The organism is Halorientalis pallida, assembly GCF_004118325.1.
Classification (GTDB): Archaea; Halobacteriota; Halobacteria; order Halobacteriales; family Haloarculaceae; genus Halorientalis; species Halorientalis pallida.
The window spans coordinates 498,157-516,986 of record NZ_RDFA01000001.1; the positions used below are offsets into that span (position 1 = coordinate 498,157).

Here is an 18,830-nt window from a genome sequence, read left to right on the forward strand (position 1 = left end):
CTACCCTGCCTCCTCGTAGTAGTCCTGTGGCGTGTACTGCGTCTCCTCGTCCTTGCTCGTGAGATCACAGCCGACCGTGTCCTTGAGGAAGGTCTCGTCGATGACCCGGTCGTCGACGGCCTCCACGTTGTGTTCTTCGTCGGCCCGCATCACCCACATGTGGTGGTTCACGTGGTGGGTCTCGGGCACCAGTTTGATCTCCTCGCCGTCGGGCGCTTCGGGCGCGGGGTAGGTGATCCCCGACTCCAGGGCCGCCTTGACCTCTTCCTGGTCGGTCGTGCCGGCCTGTTCGACCGCCCGCTTGTACATGTAGATCGAGAAGTAGTTGTTCTCGGCCTCCTCGTTGAGGTAGGGCGCGTCGGGGAACTTCTCGTAGTAGCGGTCGACGAAGCCGCCCTCCTTCGTGTTGCGGTTGGTCGGAACCTCCTCCATGTAGTTGACGCCGGCGTAGATGTTCGACATCGCCGGCGGGTCGAGCCGCAGGTGTTCGTACCCCTGGGCCATCGCGGTCGAGGTGCCGATGGGGATGTCCAGTCCGGCCGAGGCCTTCTGTTTGTAGAAGGAGGTGTGGTTCGACCCGACGAGCATCGACATCACGAAGTCCGGATCGGCGTCCTGAATCCGGCTGATCGTCGAGGAGAACTCCGAGTTCGAGAGCGGGATGAACTCCTCGCCGATCACGTTGGCGTCGTTCTCGTCGGCCAGGACCTTCACCCAGTCGGCCGAGAGCTGGCCGAAGTTGTAGTCGGCCGCGATGGTGTAGATATCGGACCCGTACTCCTCGACGAGGTAGGGCAGGACGATCCCGAGTTGCTGGCGGGCGGTCGGCCCCACCGCGAACACGTTCTTGTCACAGACGCCACCCTCGTACTGAGTCGTGTAGAAGTACAGCTGGTCGTTCGGGTCGATGGCCGGTTCACGGATCGTCTCCCGAGTCGCACTCGAGTAGCCGGCCCACAACGCGTCGACGTTGCGCTGGTTGATCATCCGCCGGGTCAACTCCAGGTACCGCTGGTTGTTCGACTGTGGGTCGGGGTCGAAGTATTCGATCTGCTGGCCGTTGATCCCGCCGTTGTTGTTGATCTCTTCGATGGCGAGCAGGCTCGCCTTGTGTTTGGGCGACCCCACCAGCGCGAAGTTACCCGACTGGTCTTCGAGGATGCCGAGTTTGATCGTATCGCTGCTGCCACTCCCCGTCAGGGCACAGCCAGCCAACCCCGCCGTCGCGATACTGGCACCGCCAGCGAGGAACTTCCGACGGTCGACGCGTTTCGTCACGCAAGCCCACCCCCACAAAGACAGGCGTCCACGTCGGGAGCGGATAAGTTCGTGTTGTTACCAATACTTCCGCACTTTTCCGTATATATGTCCACCATCATTCGACGTCAGACTGTGACTGGCACTTACTAATAACAGTTTCCAAATGGGTATTAATTTTCTCCATTTGATACAATGTTGTATAAGGTATTCCCCCATACGCTCGGAATATACTCTGGTATTCGATTTTTCCCGCAACGTATGGTCAATAATTGACTCAGGATTTGCGAATGGTGGGATAACGACGGTTGGGGGATTGATACGAGGGGCGAAGGAGGCTGTGAGACGGGCAAGAACCGCCGGCCACAGACGAGCTAAAACAGGACCGGGCCGACGCCCAGCAGTTCGTTCGTGACGAGCAGGCCGCCGATGACGAAACTCGCGCTCCCGGCGAGGACTTTCAGCGCCGACTGGAGACGGGTGGTCAACACCGAGCCCCACAGGTACGAGAGGACGCTCATCGTCAGCACGGTGATGACCGAGAACGACAGCAGGAGCGAGAACGAGGAGGGGATCGTCGACGCGCTCGCGGCGAGTGCGACGACGATGGCCCCGCTTCCGGCCAGGCCGTGGACGATGCCGACGAGGAAGGATTCGCCGTCGACGTGCGTGTGGAACGATCCGATGGAGACGCTCCCGAGGGAGACGTGAGTGTGCTCGTGGCCGTCGTGTTCGTGGCGTTCGACGGTGAGCAAGCCCGCGACCTCCAGCAACATCCGGAGGCCGAGGTACACGAGGATCAGGCCGGCCAGGACCTCGAACGCCAGCGTCACGGCGTCGGGGAGCGACGCGCTGAGGAAGACGAACACGAGGCCGACGGCGATGATCGGGATGGAGTGCCCGACACCCCAGGACGCGCCGACCACGCCGGGACGATCCGTCTTGCGGTCGTCGACGAGCGTCGAGATCGCGGCGAGGTGGTCCGCCTCCAGCGAGTGCCGGAGCCCCACCACCGCGCCAGTGATCGCCGCAGCAGTGATTGCCATGTGTTCCGACACGGCGCACCGACGTGATTAATCCACCGATACGACCAAAATCTTCGTCGCTTTTGCCGCCGAAAACCGGACGCGTTTGTCGAACTTCCAGTCGGAAGAACACGAACACACAGAGAACCGGAACAGATTCGCGCAAGACGGAACTCCCGTCGGACGGAGGATACCCAGGATTTCGACGCTCGTTCAGAAATTGTCGGCCGTTCGTCCAGTGATTGTGGATATATCCAGTTGCTTCGTTCGCCGTAACCAGCAAGGATTAGTGGTTGCTCTAAATATTCACCAGTGAACATGGACAATCCGACAGAGACAGTTTCCAGAGGTGGACGCGATGGGCAGTGACCTGGTTCCCGGCGAAGTCGAGCCGGGCGAGGGGACAGTCTCGATCAACGAGGGGCGCGAGACGGCCACGGTGGCAGTCGCGAACACGGGGGACCGGCCGGTGCAGGTCGGCTCGCACTTCCACTTCTTCGAGGTCAACCGGGCGCTCACCTTCGACCGCGAGGCGGCGTTCGGGATGCGACTGGACGTGCCGGCTGGGACCGCGGTCCGGTTCGAGCCCGGCGACGAACGCGAGGTCGACCTCGTGGCATACGGCGGGAAACAGCGCGTCACCGGCCACAACGGACTGACAGACGGCGCGACAAGCGACGGTGAGGCTGGTGACGCGCTGACCCGGGCACGGGAGCGAGGATTCGCCGATACCGGGACCGAGTCCGGTGCCGACACCGAGACGGCCGACGACACGGAGGACACCGAATGAGAGACGTCTCCAGACGCCAGTACACGGACCTGTACGGCCCGACGGAGGGTTCGCGGGTTCGGCTGGGAGATACCGAGTTGTTCGCCGAAGTCACCGAGGACCTCGGGACGCCCGGCGACGAGGCGGTCTTCGGCGGCGGCAAGACGCTCCGTGACGGCATGGGGATGGCCTCGGGCGTGACGTCGGCGGAGGGTGCACTGGACTGGGTGCTGACGAACGCGGTCGTGATCGACCCCGTGCTCGGCATCGTCTCGGCAGACGTGGGGATCAAGGACGGCGACATCGCCGGCGTCGGGAAGGCTGGCAACCCGGACACGATGGACGGCGTCGACATGGTGGTCGGCCCCGCGACGGACGTGTACAACGCCGAGGGGATGATCGCCACTCCCGGCGGCCTCGACATTCACATCCACTTCAACGCCGAGAACCTGTACGAACACGCCCTCACGTCGGGTATCACGACGATGATCGGCGGCGGCTACGGCGGCGGCGCGACCACCTGCACGACCGGCCCCACGAACATCCAGCGGTTCCTCCAGGCGGCCGACGACTGGCCGGTCAACGTCGGGTTCTACGGGAAGGGCAACGCCAGCGACCCCGGACCGCTCCGCGAGCAGGTCGAGGCCGGTGCCTGCGGCCTGAAGATGCACGAGGACTGGGGGTCGACGCCCGAAGTGATCGACACCTGTCTGACCGTGGCCGAAGAGATGGACGTGCAGACCGCAATCCACACGGACACGCTCAACGAGTCCGGGTTCGTCGAGGACACCTTCGACGCCATCGACGGCCGGACGATGCACATGTTCCACATCGAGGGGGCCGGCGGCGGTCACGCCCCGGACATCATCGAACTCGTCGGGGAACCCAACGCCCTGCCGTCCTCGACGAATCCCTCGATGCCGTTCACGGAGAACACCGTGGACGAACACCTGGACATGGTGATGGTCTGTCATCACCTCGACGACGACGTGCCCGAGGACGTGGCCTTCGCGGAGTCACGCATCCGCGCGGAGACGCTGGCCGCCGAAGACGTGCTCCACGACATGGGCGCGGTGTCGATCATGACCTCCGACTCGATGGCGATGGGCCGGATGGCCGAAGTCATCGCCCGCACGTGGCAGACTGCAGACAAGATGAAACGCCAGCGCGGTCCCCTGCCCGGCGACGAGGGGACCGACAACGACAACGAGCGCATCCTGCGCTACGTCGCCAAGTACACGATCAACCCGGCGATCACGGCGGGCATCGACGAGTACGTCGGCTCGCTGGAGCCGGGGAAGGTCGCCGACGTGGCGCTGTGGGACCCCGCGTTCTTCGGGATCAAGCCCTCGATGGTGTTCAAGAGCGGCTTCCCGGTCATGTCGAGCATGGGCGAGGCCAACGGGTCGCTGATGACCTGCGAGCCCATCGTCCAGCGCGAGCGGGCCGGCGCCGTCGGGAAGGCCAAACACGAACTCTCCCTGTCGTTCGTCAGCGAGGCGGCCGCCGAGCGCGGGATCGGCGAGGAGTACGGCCTCGACAGCGAGGTCGTCCCGATCTCGGGCACCCGGACGGTCGCCAAATCGGACATGGTGCGCAACGACTACTGCCCCGACGACATCGACGTGGACCCCGAGACGTTCGAGGTCACCGTCGACGACGACGTGATCAGCTGTGAGCCGGCCGAGGAAATCCCGCTGGCCCAGCGGTACATGCTCTAATCATGAAACTCACACCCAAAGAACGCGAGCGGTTGACGATCTTCATGGCCGCAGAGCTCGCTCGACGCCGCCGGGAGCGCGGCGTGAAGCTGAACCACCCCGAGTCCGTCGCGCTCATCTCGGACTGGGCCTGCGAACGCGCCCGCGAGGGAATGGGCGTCGCCGAGATTCGATCGGCGGCCCAGGCCCTGCTCACCGAGGCGGACGTGATGGAAGGCGTCCCCGAGATGATCGACACAGTCCAGGTGGAACCGACCTTCCCCGACGGGACCAAGCTCGTGACGATCCACGACCCGATCCGGTTCGAGACGCCCGAACAGGCAGAGGAGATGGGGCTGGCCAGCGACGGCGGCCGGCCGACAGGCGACGAATCCGTCGACGGGGATGAGAAAGCATGAGCCGGCAGGTCGCCACCGTCGGCATCGGCGGGCCGGTCGGCTCCGGGAAGACCTCGCTGGTCCGGGCGCTGGTCCCGCGACTGCGCGAAGCGGGCCTGCAGGTCGGTGTCATCGCCAACGACATCCTCACACAGGAGGACGCGGACGTACTCCGGGACTCGTTCGCGGGCCTGATCCCGCCGGAACTGGTCGCCGGCGTCGAGACCGGGGCCTGCCCCCACACCGGCATCCGGGAGGATCCGTCGATGAACCTGGAACAGATCGACCGGTTCCTCGATATCGAACCCGACCTCGATCTCGTCCTCCTGGAGAGCGGCGGGGACAACCTCGCGGCGACGTTCAACCCGGAACTGGCCGACTACTTCCTGTACGTCATCTCGACGGCCGAGGGCGACGACATCCCTCGAAAACGGGGCCCGGGCGTCACCGAGGCCGATCTGCTGGTCATCAACAAGACCGACCTGGCACCCCACGTCGGGGCCGACCTGGACCTGATGCTCGAGGACGCCGACGAGGTCCGGGACGGGCCCGTGGTCACGACCAACTGCAAGACAGAGGACGGGATCGACGACGTGCGCGAGGAGATCCAGGGCCAGGTGTTGTTCGCCTGAGATGGCCGCCGAGAGCCCACAGGACGCGTTCGAGACGTACGCGGCCGAGCGACTCCCGCCGGCGGCCGACGGCGCGGTCGGCAAGGAGGGGCGCCTGGACGCGGCCTTCGCAGCCGTCGACGGCGAGACGCGACTGGTGCAGGACTACGCGACGGTCCCCTTCCACCTGACCGGCGGGCTGGACCACGACGAAGCCCTACCGGATCTGTCGACGGTGTACCTCCAGTCGCCGACCGGTGCGGTGGCCCAGGGCGACCGCCACGACCTCTCGGTGACCGTCGGCGAGGGCGCTCGCGCCCACGTCACGACCGGGAACGCGACGAAGGTCCACGGCATGGACCGCAACTACGGCCGGGTGGACGTGAGCCTGCAGGTGGCCGCGGACGGCTATCTGGAGTACTTGCCGGAGCCGACGATCCTGCACGCCGACGCCCGCTACCGCGGCGAGACGACGCTCTCGGTGGCCGAGGGTGCGAGTGCCGTCGTCGGCGAGGTGGTCGTGCCGGGTCGCCTGGCTCGGGACGAGGCCTTCGAGTTCGAGCGCGCGTACACGCGCTTGCGGGCACGCGACCCCGACGGACTGCTGTTCGAGGACACGACCGACCTGCACCCGGCCGAGCGCGACCCGCGGCGGCCGGGCGTCATGGGCGACCACGACGTGCTGGGGACGCTGTACGTCGTCGGCGAGGCCGCGGCCGATCCGCTCCACGAACGGGTCGTCGACGCGACGACGGCCCGGGCCGGCGCGACCGCGCTCCCGAACGACGCGGGCGTGATGGTCCGGGCGCTCGGCGAGCGGGCGGCCGTTTCGGGCGCGCTCGACGCCGCCTGGGACGAGGCACGGCGGATGCTCGTCGGGGCCCCGGCACCGGAACGGAGGAAGGACTGATGCTGGTCACCGACTCGGTCCTCGGGAACGTCGACGACGACGCGGACCTGCGGGCGGCGGTTGAGACCCGGCCGGCCGACGAGGTCGAACGGGTCGTGCTGGACGAGCGCGAGCGCCGACGGTCGCGGATCAGGACGGCGACGGACGCGGGCACCGAGATCGGCGTCGTGGTCGAGGACGAGCGCGGCCTCGAACCTGGGGACGTGCTGGTAAACGACGACGAACGGGTCGTCCTCGTGGAGTTCGCCGACCGCGAGGCGCTGGTCGTCGCCTTCACGGACGGCGACGCCGCGGCGATGGCCCGGGCGGCGGAGCTGGGCCACGCCGTCGGCAACCGCCACCGCGACCTGGCGGTCAGGGACGGCGAGGTGTTGATCGCGCTCGATACCGACGGCGACCGAACCGTCGAAACGGTCGAGGCGATGGTCCCACCCGACACCGAGATGTGGCGCGAGCGGGTCGATCCGACCCTGTTCGACGACGCGGGCACTGCCGACCACGACCACAGGCACGGCGGTGGTGGACACGCGCACGATCACGGCGACGATCACACACATAGCCACGACGACACCGGCCACAGTCACGGTCAGGGAAGCCACGGTCACGCCCCAGGTACGGGGGTCCGGACGCTGGACGAACCGAGCGCGGGCGAGGAGGGCGACGGATGACCGACGAGTTGCCGGTGGACGAATCCCCGGTCGCGGCACTCCAGTTCGCGGACTCGTTTCTCCCGGCAGGGTCGTTCACCACCTCCTACGGCGTCGAGCAGTTCGTGGCGGCCGACGAGGTCGAGGACGCCGCGGACCTGCAGGCGCTCGTCGAGACGTACCTCGACCGGCAGATCGGGCCCTGTGACATGGTGGTCGTGGCGGCGGCCCACGCCGCGGCGAGCGACGGGGATCACGACGAGGTTCGCCGGATCGACCGGCGGTGCTCGGCGGTGCAGTTGCCCGCGGAGTTCCGCGAGAGTTCGACCCGGACCGGCGGGCAGTTGCTCTCGCTGGTGGCCGACACAGAAGCTGACCAGTTCCTGGCGGCATACGACGAGGCCGTCGGGGCGGGGGACGCGCCGGGCAACTACGCGGCCGTCCTCGGCGCGGTGGCGGCCCGCACGGGCATGACCGCACGGCAGGCGGCCCTCGTCCAGGGCTACTCGTTCGTCACGGACCTCGTGGGTGCGGCCCAGCGCGTCCTCCGGATCGGACACACCGACGTCCAGCGGATCGTCACCGAGAGCCGCCCCGCGATCGTCGCCGCCTGGGAGGCGAACGTCGACCGGACCGTCGAGGAGTTGAGCCCGTTCGCACCGCTGATCGACGTACTGTCGGCCGAACACGAGCGCGCCGAACGCCGACTGTTCCTCAGTTGACCCCCCTCCGAGGTTCCGCCGGATCGGCGAAAACTGGACGTCCGTATCCGGATACGCGAGTCACAAGACGTTCCGGCGAAACGACGCCGTGTTACCCGCGTTCGTTCGACGAACTTTCGGACAGCGGTGACCGAACGCTGTATCAGGATAGATCATGAAGGTTTATGATACTGGGGACCGCAGGGTGAAACGAAGCTGACGGAGTTCACTATGACCCGGCCTCGATCCAACGAAATCGACCCGATGGTGCCCGAGTTCGCAGCGGCGACCGACCGGACCGACGGCGAGAGCCGTGTCGCCTCCGACGGGGGCGTCGCCCGTGCGGCGGAGACGGACGCACCGCTGGTGCCCGACCTCACCTGAACGTGGGGGTGCTCTTTTCGGTCGTCGCTGGACGGAGAGCGGCCGGACCGGTCGTGCGCAGGTCCGACTCGCAAGCACAACCTTTGATTGTCCGGTCGCTGTAGCCAGGTACATGGGGTCTGATCGGAACGACGACGAGGGGGGACGGTTCCGGGCGACCTGGGACCCGGACGATCCGGACTCGCTGACCGGGACGATCGTCGACACGGTCGCCGAGGCGCGCGGCGTCGACGGGATGGAGCTCTCGGAGCTCCTCAGCGACGTCCTCGACCCGGACGCGCTCGCCCGCGTGCTCGCGTCGGGATCCGGAACCGTCACGGTATCGTTCACGCTGGACGGGCAGTCGGTGACGGTCGACAGCGACGGCACCGTCCTCGTCGACCCGGCCACGGAGTGAGCGCCGCCGAGTCAGCGCCAGTTCTTCCGCGACGATCACCTGGCCCGCCGAACCGTTCCACGGTCGGACCGGGAGTGTGCGTCTCGAAAACCGTATACCGCCGGCCCCCAGTCCAGACGGTATGGGACTGCTGGATCGGCTCGGAGCCGACGGGCCAGTGCGGGTGGGCCTGTTCGTCGACGGCCCGAACGTCCTCCGTTCGGAGTTCGACGTTGACCTCGCGGACGTGCGCGCAGTCGCCGACGAACGGGGCCGACTCGCTGTCACGCGACTCTACCTCGACGAGAACGCCACGTCCGGACTGATACAGGCCGCCGAGGCCAACGGCTTCGAGGTCGTCACGACCAGCGGCGACGTGGACGTGAAACTCGCCGTCGACGCGACTGCCGCGGCCGCGGAGGACGAGATCGACCTGCTCGCCATCGCCTCCCGCGACACGGACTTCAAGCCCGTCGTCGAGGCTGCCGCTCGCCGGGGGATCGAGACGTTCGCCATCGCACCCGGCGAGTACGGCCGGTCCGACGCGCTCCGAACCGCCGCCCACGACGCCGTGACGCTGGATTAACCCGCCGGCAGGATACCCGCGATGACCCCGGCGGATTCGAGGACGACCCAGACGACGAAGACGGCGTAAGCGAGCAGCAGACTGTACGATTCCAGCTGAGTCAGCGAGAGGTCGGTCCTGAGGACGGTGAACAGATGGATTGTCGCCAGCGTGAGGACGGCGAACATCGGGACGGCCATCGCGAAGTTTATCGAGGCCGACCCGACGATGAGGACGCCGATCGGGATGGCCACGAGCAGGTCGAAGGTGTTCGAGCCGAGTACGTTCGCGATGGAGGCGACCCCACGGTCGTCCTGTGCCGCCCGGATGCTCACGAGGGCGTCGGGGAGACTCGTCGCCGCGGCGATGATCGTCACGCCCATGATGAACTCCGGGACGCCGAGCGTCGCCCCGATCAGGTCGACGGAGTGGACCAGTCGCTCGACGGCGATCAGGATCACCACGAGTCCAGCGACCAGATAGCCCCACTCCTTCCGAACCGCGATGTCTTCGATCCCGTCGGTGTCGGCCTCGTAGTCGCCGGTGTCCTGCATCTGGATGAAGATGTACAGGCCGTAGAGCCCGATGGGGATCAGTGCGAGCGGGCGGGTCACGAAGCCGGCGAGCTCGGGCGCGCCCGCCGTATTATCGGGGTAGTAGATCACCGCCAGCGCGAAGGTGATCACCAGCACCGAGACTGCGAGCATGTAGAACTGGGCTTCCTTGTAGACCAGCGTCCGGTTGGCTTCGATCTGGTCGTCCTTCGCGATGCCCGACAGCGCGGGGATCACGAGGATGTTGAAGATCGCCGACCCGACGATGGCTCCGACGCCGAGTTCGATGGACCCGGTCAGGATGGCGGCGAAGACCACGGACGCGAGTTCTGGAAAGCTGGAGCCGACGGCGGTGACGATAGCGCCCTGCACGACCTGTGGCAGCCCGTAGTACGTGGAGAGTTCCTCGCTCGCGTCTTCGAGCCAGCCGCTGCCGATCCAGATGCCAACAGTCGCGACGACGATGATCCCGATGTCGAGCAGTGAGACGCCGGCCTCGCTCATCGGGTACACCCTCAGGCAGTGGACACAAAGTGATTCCGGAGCCAGTGTCAGGACAAGTACATTGACACGGGGAGCGGTTGCGGGAGACGAACGGTTTTTGCGCCGGGCGCGACCAGGGCAGATATGGACGACCTCGACACGCCGGTACTGGACGATCACCTGCATCTGGACCCGGTCAACGGACGCAACACGGCAGCCGTCGAGGAGTTCGCGGACCACGGCGGGACGCACCTGTTGGTCCTCAACAAGCCCTCCTGGGGGCTCGGCGTCGAGGTCTCCGACGCCGACGACTTCCGGGAAGTGTTCGACCTCACCGTGGACGCCGTCGCGGACGCGACCGAGGTACTCGACGGGCGGGCCTGGCCGGTCCTCGGGGTCCACCCGGCGCTGATCTCTCAGTTGCTGGATCGAGGCTACGACCCAGAGGAAGCCCGTGACCTGATGCAGGCGGGACTGGACGTGGCCGCCGAGTACGTCGCCGAGGGGCCGGCACTGGCGATCAAGTCCGGTCGGCCCCACTACGACGTGGACGAGGCGGTGTGGGCGGCCTCGAACGACGTGATGCGACACGCCTTCGAGCTGGGCGGGGAGGTCGGCTGTGCCGTCCAGTTACACACGGAGGGTGGCGAGGATTTCACCGAGGTCGCCGAGTGGGCCGAGGACCGCGGCCTCCCGCGCGAGCGCGTGGTGAAACACTACTCCGGTGGCCGGATGGCGGGCCCCGTCCCGAGCGTCCTCGCCGACAAGGAGGAACTCGAAATCGCGGTCGAGCGCGGCGAGCCGTTCATGATGGAGACGGACTTCATCGACGACCCGGACCGGCCGGGCGCGGTGCTGGGGCCGAAGACGGTGCCCCGCCGCGTGCGTTGGCTGCTGGAGGCGGGCCACGAGACGGCGGTCCGCAACGCACACGTCGAGACGCCCGCGCGGGTGTACGGGATCGACACCGAGGCCACGCTGGAGTGAGGTGACGGGCGCGAGCGATACCGGGCCGATTGGACGGAGAGAGTATCCACCGAGTATCTGCCACACGAACCGTCCTACCTCGGAAGAAGGGTTAAATCGGGATCCTGCCAACACGCCTCATGGAAGAGATAGAAGCAACTGGCCCGGAGGGCGAAACCGTCACCGAAGCAGCGGACCACTTCGTCTCGGCGCTCGGGTTCGAGGAGGGTGTCGAGTCGCTCGCGGAGATGCTGTCGATGCCGTCGGTGGCGTTCGAGGTCCTCGCCGAGAGCTACCGCCGCCACCTCATCACGTACCTCCTGACCCACGAGACGCCAGTCGCCATTCACGAACTCGCGACGTACGTCGCGGCCCGCGAGCGACGGACCTCCAGGGCCGCCGTCACACCGGGCGAGCGTGACGAGGTGGCGGCGCGACTGATCCACGTTCACCTCCCGAAACTGGTCGATTTCGGGATCATCGAGTGGATTCCCGAGCGGGGCGAAATCCTTCTATACTCCGGTGTGCAAACTGGTATCGAGCAACATGGACGAGAGGGGCGGCCGAAGACGGAGACCGCTGGGGAGCCAGCGAACCGACGACACTCGTGAGTGGTTTCTGATGGGTGCCACCGACGAGGACGGACGCGACCGCGATCGGATCGTCGACGTATCGGAGTCCGACGTGGTGTATCGGACCCGATACGTCGGGCGACCGAGTTCCGCGATCATCGACGCACTGGTCACGATCGAAGAGGTCGAGCCGGTCGACCTGCCGGTGATGTACCAGGTGATCGACATGGACGCGCTCGATCACCTCTACCGCGAGCCGGCGGCGATGCAGTTCCCGGCGGAGTTGAGTTTCTCGCTCGGCAAGTACCGATTTTTCCTCTGTTCGGACGGCTCGATCTCCGTCTACGAAGTGTCCAGCGAGAGCGGGGCCGCCGAGGCCGCCCGCGCCGACGGGTCGTCGAGACCGGATGGCGTCCCGGACGACGAGCAGGACCCGGACGAGACCTAGCCGCCGGCGGCCGTTCGGAGCTGTGACACGAATCGACGGACGCGAGAAATCCGGCGATAGAGGCGTAAAAACCCTGTAGCGACCGGAATCGTGTGAAACGCCGGTCGGACTCTGTGGGTGTGTGTACCTCGAAGTCTTTAACCCCGGCCGTACATAGGGGCAGGTATGAGCGATAGCGACCCGCCGGGGACGTTTTACACCGAGGAGCGGTGGCAAAACTGGATCGAGCGGATCGACGAGGAAGAGATCGACCCGGAAGACGAGGACTCCGCGCGGCTCCTGCTCAACCTCCAGGACGACACGGCGATCGCCGTCGCGAAGATCATCACGGCCTACGAGGACGGCCACGTCGAGGAGGAGGAGGCCCGCGAGAAGCTCGCGGACATCCGTGAGATCGTGCTCTCGGAGGTCCAGCTCGACGACGAGGAGAAGCTGATGCTCGTCGACGGTGTGCAGACGTCGCTCGTTTGTGTCTTCTACGCCGCCGAGGAGTACGTCGCCGGCGGTGTCGCCGACGACGGGACCATCGAGGAGTACGTCCGCGCGGCGGCCGACGCCGAGGCCGAGGAAGACCCCGACGCGGCGCTGGGCTACTGCGCGCAGGCCGGCACCCGGATCATCGACGGCGACGAACTGTCGATGGAACTGGCCGAGGAACTCGAATTCGGGCTGGTGGCCGAGTGGGTCAACGGGCTGGACAGCCTGCAGACGGCGATGAGCGACCCCGAAGTCGTGGAAGAAGACGAGAGCTAGAACCGCCTTTCCGGAGTCGACACGCCCCCAATGCTATTCCAAAAGGGGGCGAAACAAACACCGGTACTCACATGGCCGACCGCGCCCAGTCCGAAGTCGTCGGCGTCGTCATCCTGATCGGCGTGGTCGTTACGATGGTCGGAATCGTCAGCGTCGTGATCTTCGCGGACACCGGGGCAGACGGCTCCGTACTCGCCGACGTAACCGTCGAGGCCAACGCAACGCACCTGCGGGTCGTCCATATGGGCGGCGAGAACATTGCTGTGAGCGACTTCGGGGTCGTTCTGGACGGGACCGGCGACGAAGTGCGAGTTCCCGTCGACAGCGCGAACGTGAGCGGCGGCGACGGCCGGTTCGATCCGGGAGACCGATTCGTACGGACGCACGGCCTCGAGGGGGACCGTGCCAGGATCGTCGTCGTCCACAGTGACGAGAACGCCGTCGTCGCGGAGACGACGGTCACACTCGACGGGTGAAGGCGGGCAGTTCCCCGCCGGGAGTTTCGGCTTCGAGAACAGCCACATGAGTTTTACTCACAGAGGTGATAGCGTCGGAAACGTGACTCTCCGGGACGACACCCGTGGCCAAGCGATCCAGATCGGAGCCGTGCTCCTGTTCGGCACGCTCATCGTCGCGTTCTCGTCCTACCAGGCGTTCGTCGTCCCGGATCAGAACCGCGAGGTGGAGTTCAAACACAACCAGGAGGTCCAGCAGGACATGCAGGACCTCAGGAACGCGATCGTATCGATGACCGGCGACCGAAACGGTCGCTCCGTCTCGGTGACGTTAGGCACGCAGTATCCCAGCAGGCTGGTCGCACTCAATCCAGGGCCACCGGTGGGGGCGTTACGGACAGTCGAGACGACGAACCGGAGCGTCGCGTTCAACCTCACACACGCCGTCGCGACCGACGGGGATACCGACGACTTCTGGAACGGCGACCGACGGTCGTACAACACCGGGAGCATCGTCTACGACCCCAACTACAACGTCTACGACAGCGCGCCGACGACGGTGTACGGACAGACAGTCCTGTACAACCGGTTCGACGACGGGGCCGCTGCCCGAACGAGCCAGCTACTGATCGACGGAAACGATCTGCAGGTGGTGACTCTCAACGGGTCGCTCGGCCGGACCGCGGCTGATGCCACCGCCGTCGACGTGCGTCCCATCAGCACCGGTGGGGGCGCGATCGACATCGAGGACGGGACCGACCCCATCGAGTTGACTTTTCAGTCCGGTCTGTCGGGAACCCAGTGGCAACAACAGCTCCTCGAATCGGAGTACGACGATGATGGCTCTGCCCCCGATAAATACGTCAGCGGCGTCAGTGCCACACCCCTCTCGGATGGAACCTACGAAATCACGCTGACGCTCGAATCCGGCGAGTACGATCTCACCATGACGAAAGTCGGTGTCGGGACGGGAACCACGGACGAGTCCGACGCGTACCTGACCGCGGCCACGACCGACCCGAGCGTGACGACGGATTCGACGACCGACATCGTCCTCGAAGTTCGTGACCAGTACAACAACCCGGTCGAGGGTGTGACGGTCGAGGGCGGAGTTGCGCCCGGCGACGGCGGAACCGTCGACGGGCAGGCCGTGTCGGAAGACGACGGACGTGTGCAGTTCGAGTACGAGGCCCCCAGCTCGACGGGGACGGAACAGCTCAACTTCAGCCTCCAGCCACTCGGCCCCGCGTTCGCAGACGATCGGGCGACCGACGTATCCCTGACCGTGGACGTGACGGCCGGTGGCACGTCGGGCCCCGACGGCCCCGAGGAGACCGGCCTGATATACAACGACGACGCGACGCAGGACCCGACCACGACCGGCGGTGTGGGCTTTACCGTCACCAACGAGGTCGGCGAGCGCATCGAGATCACCGAGGTTTCGATCGATCCAGTCGGGAGCACCATTCAGCGGCTCAGCGACGCGGTCTCGAACTTCGAGCCGCCTGCTCCGGGACGGAACGAACTCTACGTGACTGCCGACAGTGACGGATACGTCGACGTGGGCGGTGGGACGGACCTCCCGGTGTCGTTCGACCTCGACGACGGTAGCTACTCGCTGAGCAACGGGAATCCAGAACTCGCGGCCGGGTCGGATGCGACCTTCGACACGTACGAGTTCCGTGATGGCAACGACGACCGGATCGACATGGACGGCCGGAGCGTCACCATCACCGTGTTCTACAATCCGACAGCTGGCGGCCCAACCGAACGCTCGACGTTCACGATCCGGCCCGGCGGGACCGGCGGGAATCAGGTCCCGACGGCCGACCTCCAGATCACCACCGCGAGCGGCAACAACCAGTACAACCTCGACGGGAGTGGTTCGTCCGATCCCGACGGCTCGATCACGACCTACGAGTGGGACCTGGACGACGACGGAATATTCGACGACGCCACCGGTCAGACACCTGGAAAGACCAAGATCGACGCGAGTCGCGTCTCGCTCCGCGTGACAGACGACAGCGGCGATGCGGATACGGAGACCAAGGCCGTGCCCTGATCGTCAGCAGAGTGCGACGGTAACGTAGACGATCCCGTCGGCCGTCGCTACTCCTGTACCGACGTGGTTGGCGTTCCGGATCGTCAGGGTCTCGCGTGACGCTCGATCCGCGAACCAGCGGTCGACCACGGCGTTTGCCGTCACCGTCGCGTTCGCGCCGTTGGGGTCGACGCTCGTGACGAGTTCGAGGTCCGAGAGCGGGCGCAGGTACGACTCGTACTGGTGACGCATCCGACATGAGGCGTCCAGGTCGACTGCTGCGTAGTGGTCCGCTGGCGTCGTCTCGCCGGCCGTTGGCGCGGCGAGGTTCAGACGGGCCATGCGGGCGCTGTGGTTGCGTGCGAGGGTCCCGAGTCGCTGTGCAACCACGGTGTTCGTTTCGAGGGTCCCGTCCATCGCGTCGGTACGGATGGGGTTATCGCGGTAGTCGTTGATCGCAGTGGCGAGCGCTCGTTCGAGGGCAGTCTCGTTTGGCGCGGTTCCGTCCCCTTCGTCCTGCGCACTGACCGCCGCGGACTCGCGAGCGGGGGCAACCGTGACCGAATCGGAGACAGCCTCCGGGGCAGTAGTTCTACCGGGATCAGTGGTCGTTACCGGTGGTGTTCCGGATCGGGTATCGGTGAGCCGGTCAGGGGTCGACTGCAGTCCGTCGGCGACGACCGGTAGCGACACGGCGACCGTGAGAAGGAGGATCGACGCGGCGATCGCCCGCTTCATGCTGTCGAATGGGAGACGGGCGGGCCGTCGGTGCGATTACGTGCGCGACAGTCTCGCGGTGGGCCGGTCCTCATGGAAACGATGTTCTCTCCGGACACTCGGACGGCGCGATGAAATATGTTTCGCGTCTTTCACAGGCAGATACGCACAAAATCGCCACTCTGGGCCCGAAACGCCCGAAAACATCTTTGCGCTGGCTCCGAAAGCGAGCGTATGAGTAGGCTGTCGCGTCGCCGGTTCGGGCTGGCCGTTCTGTCGGTACTCTCCGCCGGGTGTGTCAGCGAGCGATCGCCACGAGAGAGCGAGACGGGTGAGGCGTCAGTAGCACCACAGGCCGACCGTCAGCCGACGGCTACGGCAGACGGGACGACCGATACAGTGGCCGAACCCGAAATCAGAACGGAGACGACGACCGACGGCCCGGAAGCGCGGTTCACGGTCGGTGACCGACAGCGCCGGTCCCGCACGACCGGTGGACAGTTCCTCCTCGACGAGAACAGCTACGAGAACTTCGACGTGGTCCTGGAATCGACGGCGGACATCACCTACGACATGATCGTGCGGCGCGGTCCTCCGGTGGACGTGCTCGTGTTCACTCCCGAGGAGTTCGGCGCGTTCCAGCGCCGCCACCGCGCGCGTCACCTGGCCGAAGTGAGCACCTTCCACACGACGAACGTCGCGAACAAGACGGTGACTGTTCCACCGGGCGAGTACCGGATCGTCGTCAACAACACCGACTGGCCACGGGCCGTCCCGAGCGGGGGCGAACAGTACTCCCAGCTCGAAGACGACGTGCTCGTCGACTTCGAGGTCGAGTGGGAACCGATCGACACTCCAGAGTGAACGGAGCGAACTGGTTTCGACAGCTGTCGATAGTTTAGTCGACAATATATTATACCACGTTCACGGAGGAGTAGGTATGACAGCGGTCGGCATCGACGCCGTGGAGATCAGGACGGGGAAGCTGGAACTGGACCTGGCGGAGACGTTCGCGCCCGCGAAGGGCGAGTCGCCGGAGAAGTACACGAAGGGCCTGGGCCTGCACGCCAGTTCGTTCCCGGACACGTACGAGGACATCGTGACGATGGGGGCAAACGCCGCCCACCGGCTGATGGAGCGGAAGGGGCTCGAACCCGACGATATCGGCCGGATCGACGTGGCCACCGAGAGCGCCTTCGACAACTCAAAGCCCGTGTCGACGTACATCGCGGGCTGTCTGGAGCAGGTTTACGATGGTGACTTCCACCACGCGAACAAGGGCGAACGGAAGTTCGCGTGCGTGGCGGGCACTCAGAGTATCGACGACGCCTACAACTGGATCCGCGCCGGCCGGCACCGTGGCCGGAAGGCTATCGTCGTGGCGACGGACACGGCGCTGTACGCTCGCGGTGATCCGGGCGAAGCGACCCAGGGCGCGGGCGCGGTGGCGCTGTTGATCAGCGAGGACCCGGATCTGGTCGAGTTGTCGCCCGAGCAGGGCTTCGGCAGTGCCGACGAGACGGACTTCCTGAAACCCAACCAGCAGTTCCCCTCCGTGGACGGGAAGCGGTCGGTGCAGGTGTACCTGGCGCGGATGCGCGAGGCCGTCGAGGACTTCGAGTCGGTGTGGGGCGAGATCGAGCCCGGTGACTTCACGCTGGTTCCGTTCCACACGCCGTTCCCGGGGATGGTCCGGAAGGCCGCACTGCTTGGCTTCCGGCACATGACCCGGAACACACACATCGAGGAGGAACTGGCCGAGGAGATCGGTCGCCAGCCACGACACGAGGCGTTCGACGACGAGGAGGCGTTCCGGGACGCCATCAGCGAGTACACGGACAAACTCAAAGAGACCGACACCTACGCGGCGTGGTACGACGACGTGATCGAACCCACACTCACCATCTCCCGGCAGGTCGGCAACTGGTACACCGGTTCGGTCCACGTCGCCCGCATCAGCGGCCTCAAGCAGGCACTGGAGGCCGGCGAGGATCTGACCGGCGAGCGCCTGCTCGTCGGCTCCTACGGCAGCGGCGCACAGGCGGAGATCCACGCCGAGACCGTCCAGCCCGGCTGGGAGGAGGAAATCGCCGAGCTGAACGTCGACGAACAGCTCGACTCGCGGTACTCCATCTCCTTCGAGGAGTACGAGCACATCCACGACGTCCACAACCACGACACGGACACCCAGGCCGACGCCGAGGAGTTCACGACGCCCGACGAAGAGTTCGTCTTCGACGGGTGGGGCCGGATGGGCGAGCGGAAGTATCGCTACGTGGGGTGAATCCAGAGCACAGGTCGCGAACGAAGTGAGCGACCTACTTTTTCATCGACGTTTTTCGACGAGCGGTGGCGAGTGGAACGAGCCACCCGAGAAGAAAAAGATCGGATGGCCGAACGGAAGTATCGCTACGTGGAGTGACGACCCGTCAGGAACGAGTATTTTCGAACCTGATACGGCCAATTCGTCAATCGGGCGCCAGTATCGGCCGATTCTA

22 protein-coding genes are annotated in these 18,830 nt (G+C 65.9%); 18 read left to right on the forward strand and 4 right to left on the reverse strand.

From position 1 onward, the window contains the following. Together EAF64_RS02730 and EAF64_RS02735 are read right to left on the reverse strand one after the other, a co-directional pair. Nucleotides 1–1,278, reverse strand: a complete 1,278-nt coding sequence (locus tag EAF64_RS02730; protein ID WP_129067424.1) for an urea ABC transporter substrate-binding protein — start codon at nucleotides 1,276–1,278, stop codon at nucleotides 1–3. Between the two features lie 353 nt (nucleotides 1,279–1,631). Continuing rightward, complete coding sequence (locus tag EAF64_RS02735) at nucleotides 1,632–2,303, reverse strand: sulfite exporter TauE/SafE family protein (RefSeq protein ID WP_129067425.1); 672 nt, start codon at nucleotides 2,301–2,303, stop codon at nucleotides 1,632–1,634. A 337-nt stretch (nucleotides 2,304–2,640) separates the two neighbouring features. Between EAF64_RS02735 and EAF64_RS02740 the strand changes: the two genes are divergently transcribed. The 10 genes from EAF64_RS02740 (at nucleotide 2,641) to EAF64_RS02780 (ending at nucleotide 9,364) form a co-directional block, all read left to right on the forward strand. Further along, complete coding sequence (locus tag EAF64_RS02740; RefSeq protein ID WP_129067426.1) at nucleotides 2,641–3,072, forward strand: urease subunit beta; 432 nt, start codon at nucleotides 2,641–2,643, stop codon at nucleotides 3,070–3,072. Next, nucleotides 3,069–4,772, forward strand: coding sequence for an urease subunit alpha (ureC, locus tag EAF64_RS02745; protein WP_129067427.1), 1,704 nt, complete (start codon nucleotides 3,069–3,071; stop codon nucleotides 4,770–4,772). Before EAF64_RS02740 ends, ureC begins: the two co-directional genes overlap by 4 nt. A 2-nt stretch (nucleotides 4,773–4,774) precedes the next feature. Beyond that, nucleotides 4,775–5,170 carry an urease subunit gamma gene (locus tag EAF64_RS02750; RefSeq protein WP_129067428.1) on the forward strand — a complete coding sequence of 132 codons (396 nt, stop codon included), beginning with the start codon at nucleotides 4,775–4,777 and terminating at the stop codon, nucleotides 5,168–5,170. Further along, a complete protein-coding gene (ureG, locus tag EAF64_RS02755; RefSeq protein WP_129067429.1) occupies nucleotides 5,167–5,781 on the forward strand; it encodes an urease accessory protein UreG in 615 nt (204 codons plus the stop codon). Before EAF64_RS02750 ends, ureG begins: the two co-directional genes overlap by 4 nt. A gap of 1 nt (nucleotide 5,782) precedes the next feature. Then, entirely contained in the window at nucleotides 5,783–6,670 is an 888-nt protein-coding gene (locus EAF64_RS02760; protein ID WP_129067430.1) for an urease accessory protein UreD, read from the forward strand. After that, nucleotides 6,670–7,338 carry an urease accessory protein UreE gene (locus EAF64_RS21555; RefSeq protein WP_129067431.1) on the forward strand — a complete coding sequence of 223 codons (669 nt, stop codon included), beginning with the start codon at nucleotides 6,670–6,672 and terminating at the stop codon, nucleotides 7,336–7,338. The genes EAF64_RS02760 and EAF64_RS21555 overlap by 1 nt, the downstream gene beginning before the upstream one ends. After that, nucleotides 7,335–8,039, forward strand: a complete 705-nt coding sequence (locus tag EAF64_RS02770) for an urease accessory protein UreF (protein WP_129067432.1) — start codon at nucleotides 7,335–7,337, stop codon at nucleotides 8,037–8,039. The genes EAF64_RS21555 and EAF64_RS02770 overlap by 4 nt, the downstream gene beginning before the upstream one ends. A gap of 210 nt (nucleotides 8,040–8,249) precedes the next feature. Continuing rightward, nucleotides 8,250–8,402, forward strand: coding sequence for a hypothetical protein (locus EAF64_RS20745; RefSeq protein WP_193767546.1), 153 nt, complete (start codon nucleotides 8,250–8,252; stop codon nucleotides 8,400–8,402). Between the two features lie 112 nt (nucleotides 8,403–8,514). Further along, a complete protein-coding gene (locus EAF64_RS02775) occupies nucleotides 8,515–8,799 on the forward strand; it encodes a HalOD1 output domain-containing protein (protein ID WP_129067433.1) in 285 nt (94 codons plus the stop codon). A 121-nt stretch (nucleotides 8,800–8,920) separates the two neighbouring features. Then, complete coding sequence (locus EAF64_RS02780) at nucleotides 8,921–9,364, forward strand: NYN domain-containing protein (RefSeq protein WP_129067434.1); 444 nt, start codon at nucleotides 8,921–8,923, stop codon at nucleotides 9,362–9,364. Here the strand turns inward: EAF64_RS02780 and EAF64_RS02785 are convergent. Continuing rightward, nucleotides 9,361–10,401 carry a sodium:calcium antiporter gene (locus EAF64_RS02785; protein ID WP_129067435.1) on the reverse strand — a complete coding sequence of 347 codons (1,041 nt, stop codon included), beginning with the start codon at nucleotides 10,399–10,401 and terminating at the stop codon, nucleotides 9,361–9,363. The two genes, EAF64_RS02780 and EAF64_RS02785, sit on opposite strands and share 4 nt — an antisense overlap. Before the next feature lie 123 nt (nucleotides 10,402–10,524). Between EAF64_RS02785 and EAF64_RS02790 the strand changes: the two genes are divergently transcribed. The 6 genes from EAF64_RS02790 to EAF64_RS02815 all read left to right on the forward strand — a co-directional run bounded on the left by EAF64_RS02790 (nucleotide 10,525) and on the right by EAF64_RS02815 (nucleotide 15,636). Next, nucleotides 10,525–11,367 (forward strand): TatD family hydrolase, encoded by an 843-nt coding sequence (locus tag EAF64_RS02790; protein ID WP_129067436.1) that lies wholly within the window; start codon nucleotides 10,525–10,527, stop codon nucleotides 11,365–11,367. Between the two features lie 119 nt (nucleotides 11,368–11,486). Then, nucleotides 11,487–11,957, forward strand: coding sequence for a DUF7344 domain-containing protein (locus EAF64_RS02795; protein ID WP_129067437.1), 471 nt, complete (start codon nucleotides 11,487–11,489; stop codon nucleotides 11,955–11,957). A gap of 10 nt (nucleotides 11,958–11,967) precedes the next feature. Further along, a complete protein-coding gene (locus tag EAF64_RS02800; protein WP_129067438.1) occupies nucleotides 11,968–12,366 on the forward strand; it encodes a HalOD1 output domain-containing protein in 399 nt (132 codons plus the stop codon). A 165-nt stretch (nucleotides 12,367–12,531) separates the two neighbouring features. Then, entirely contained in the window at nucleotides 12,532–13,119 is a 588-nt protein-coding gene (locus tag EAF64_RS02805; RefSeq protein ID WP_129067439.1) for a DUF2150 family protein, read from the forward strand. 71 nt (nucleotides 13,120–13,190) lie between these two features. Further along, complete coding sequence (locus tag EAF64_RS02810) at nucleotides 13,191–13,595, forward strand: type IV pilin (RefSeq protein WP_129067440.1); 405 nt, start codon at nucleotides 13,191–13,193, stop codon at nucleotides 13,593–13,595. Between the two features lie 82 nt (nucleotides 13,596–13,677). Next, on the forward strand, nucleotides 13,678–15,636 hold the full coding sequence (locus tag EAF64_RS02815) for a PKD domain-containing protein (protein WP_129067441.1): 1,959 nt from the start codon (nucleotides 13,678–13,680) through the stop codon (nucleotides 15,634–15,636). 3 nt (nucleotides 15,637–15,639) lie between these two features. On the opposite strand, the gene EAF64_RS02820 is transcribed toward EAF64_RS02815, so the two are convergent. Beyond that, a complete protein-coding gene (locus tag EAF64_RS02820) occupies nucleotides 15,640–16,353 on the reverse strand; it encodes a CAP domain-containing protein (protein ID WP_129067442.1) in 714 nt (237 codons plus the stop codon). 213 nt (nucleotides 16,354–16,566) lie between these two features. Here EAF64_RS02820 and EAF64_RS02825 point away from each other — a divergent pair, with 213 nt between their 5' ends. Further along, a complete protein-coding gene (locus EAF64_RS02825) occupies nucleotides 16,567–17,196 on the forward strand; it encodes a hypothetical protein (protein WP_129067443.1) in 630 nt (209 codons plus the stop codon). 76 nt (nucleotides 17,197–17,272) lie between these two features. Next, nucleotides 17,273–18,616, forward strand: a complete 1,344-nt coding sequence (hmgB, locus tag EAF64_RS02830; RefSeq protein WP_129067444.1) for a hydroxymethylglutaryl-CoA synthase — start codon at nucleotides 17,273–17,275, stop codon at nucleotides 18,614–18,616. Nucleotides 18,617–18,830 lie beyond the last annotated feature (214 nt).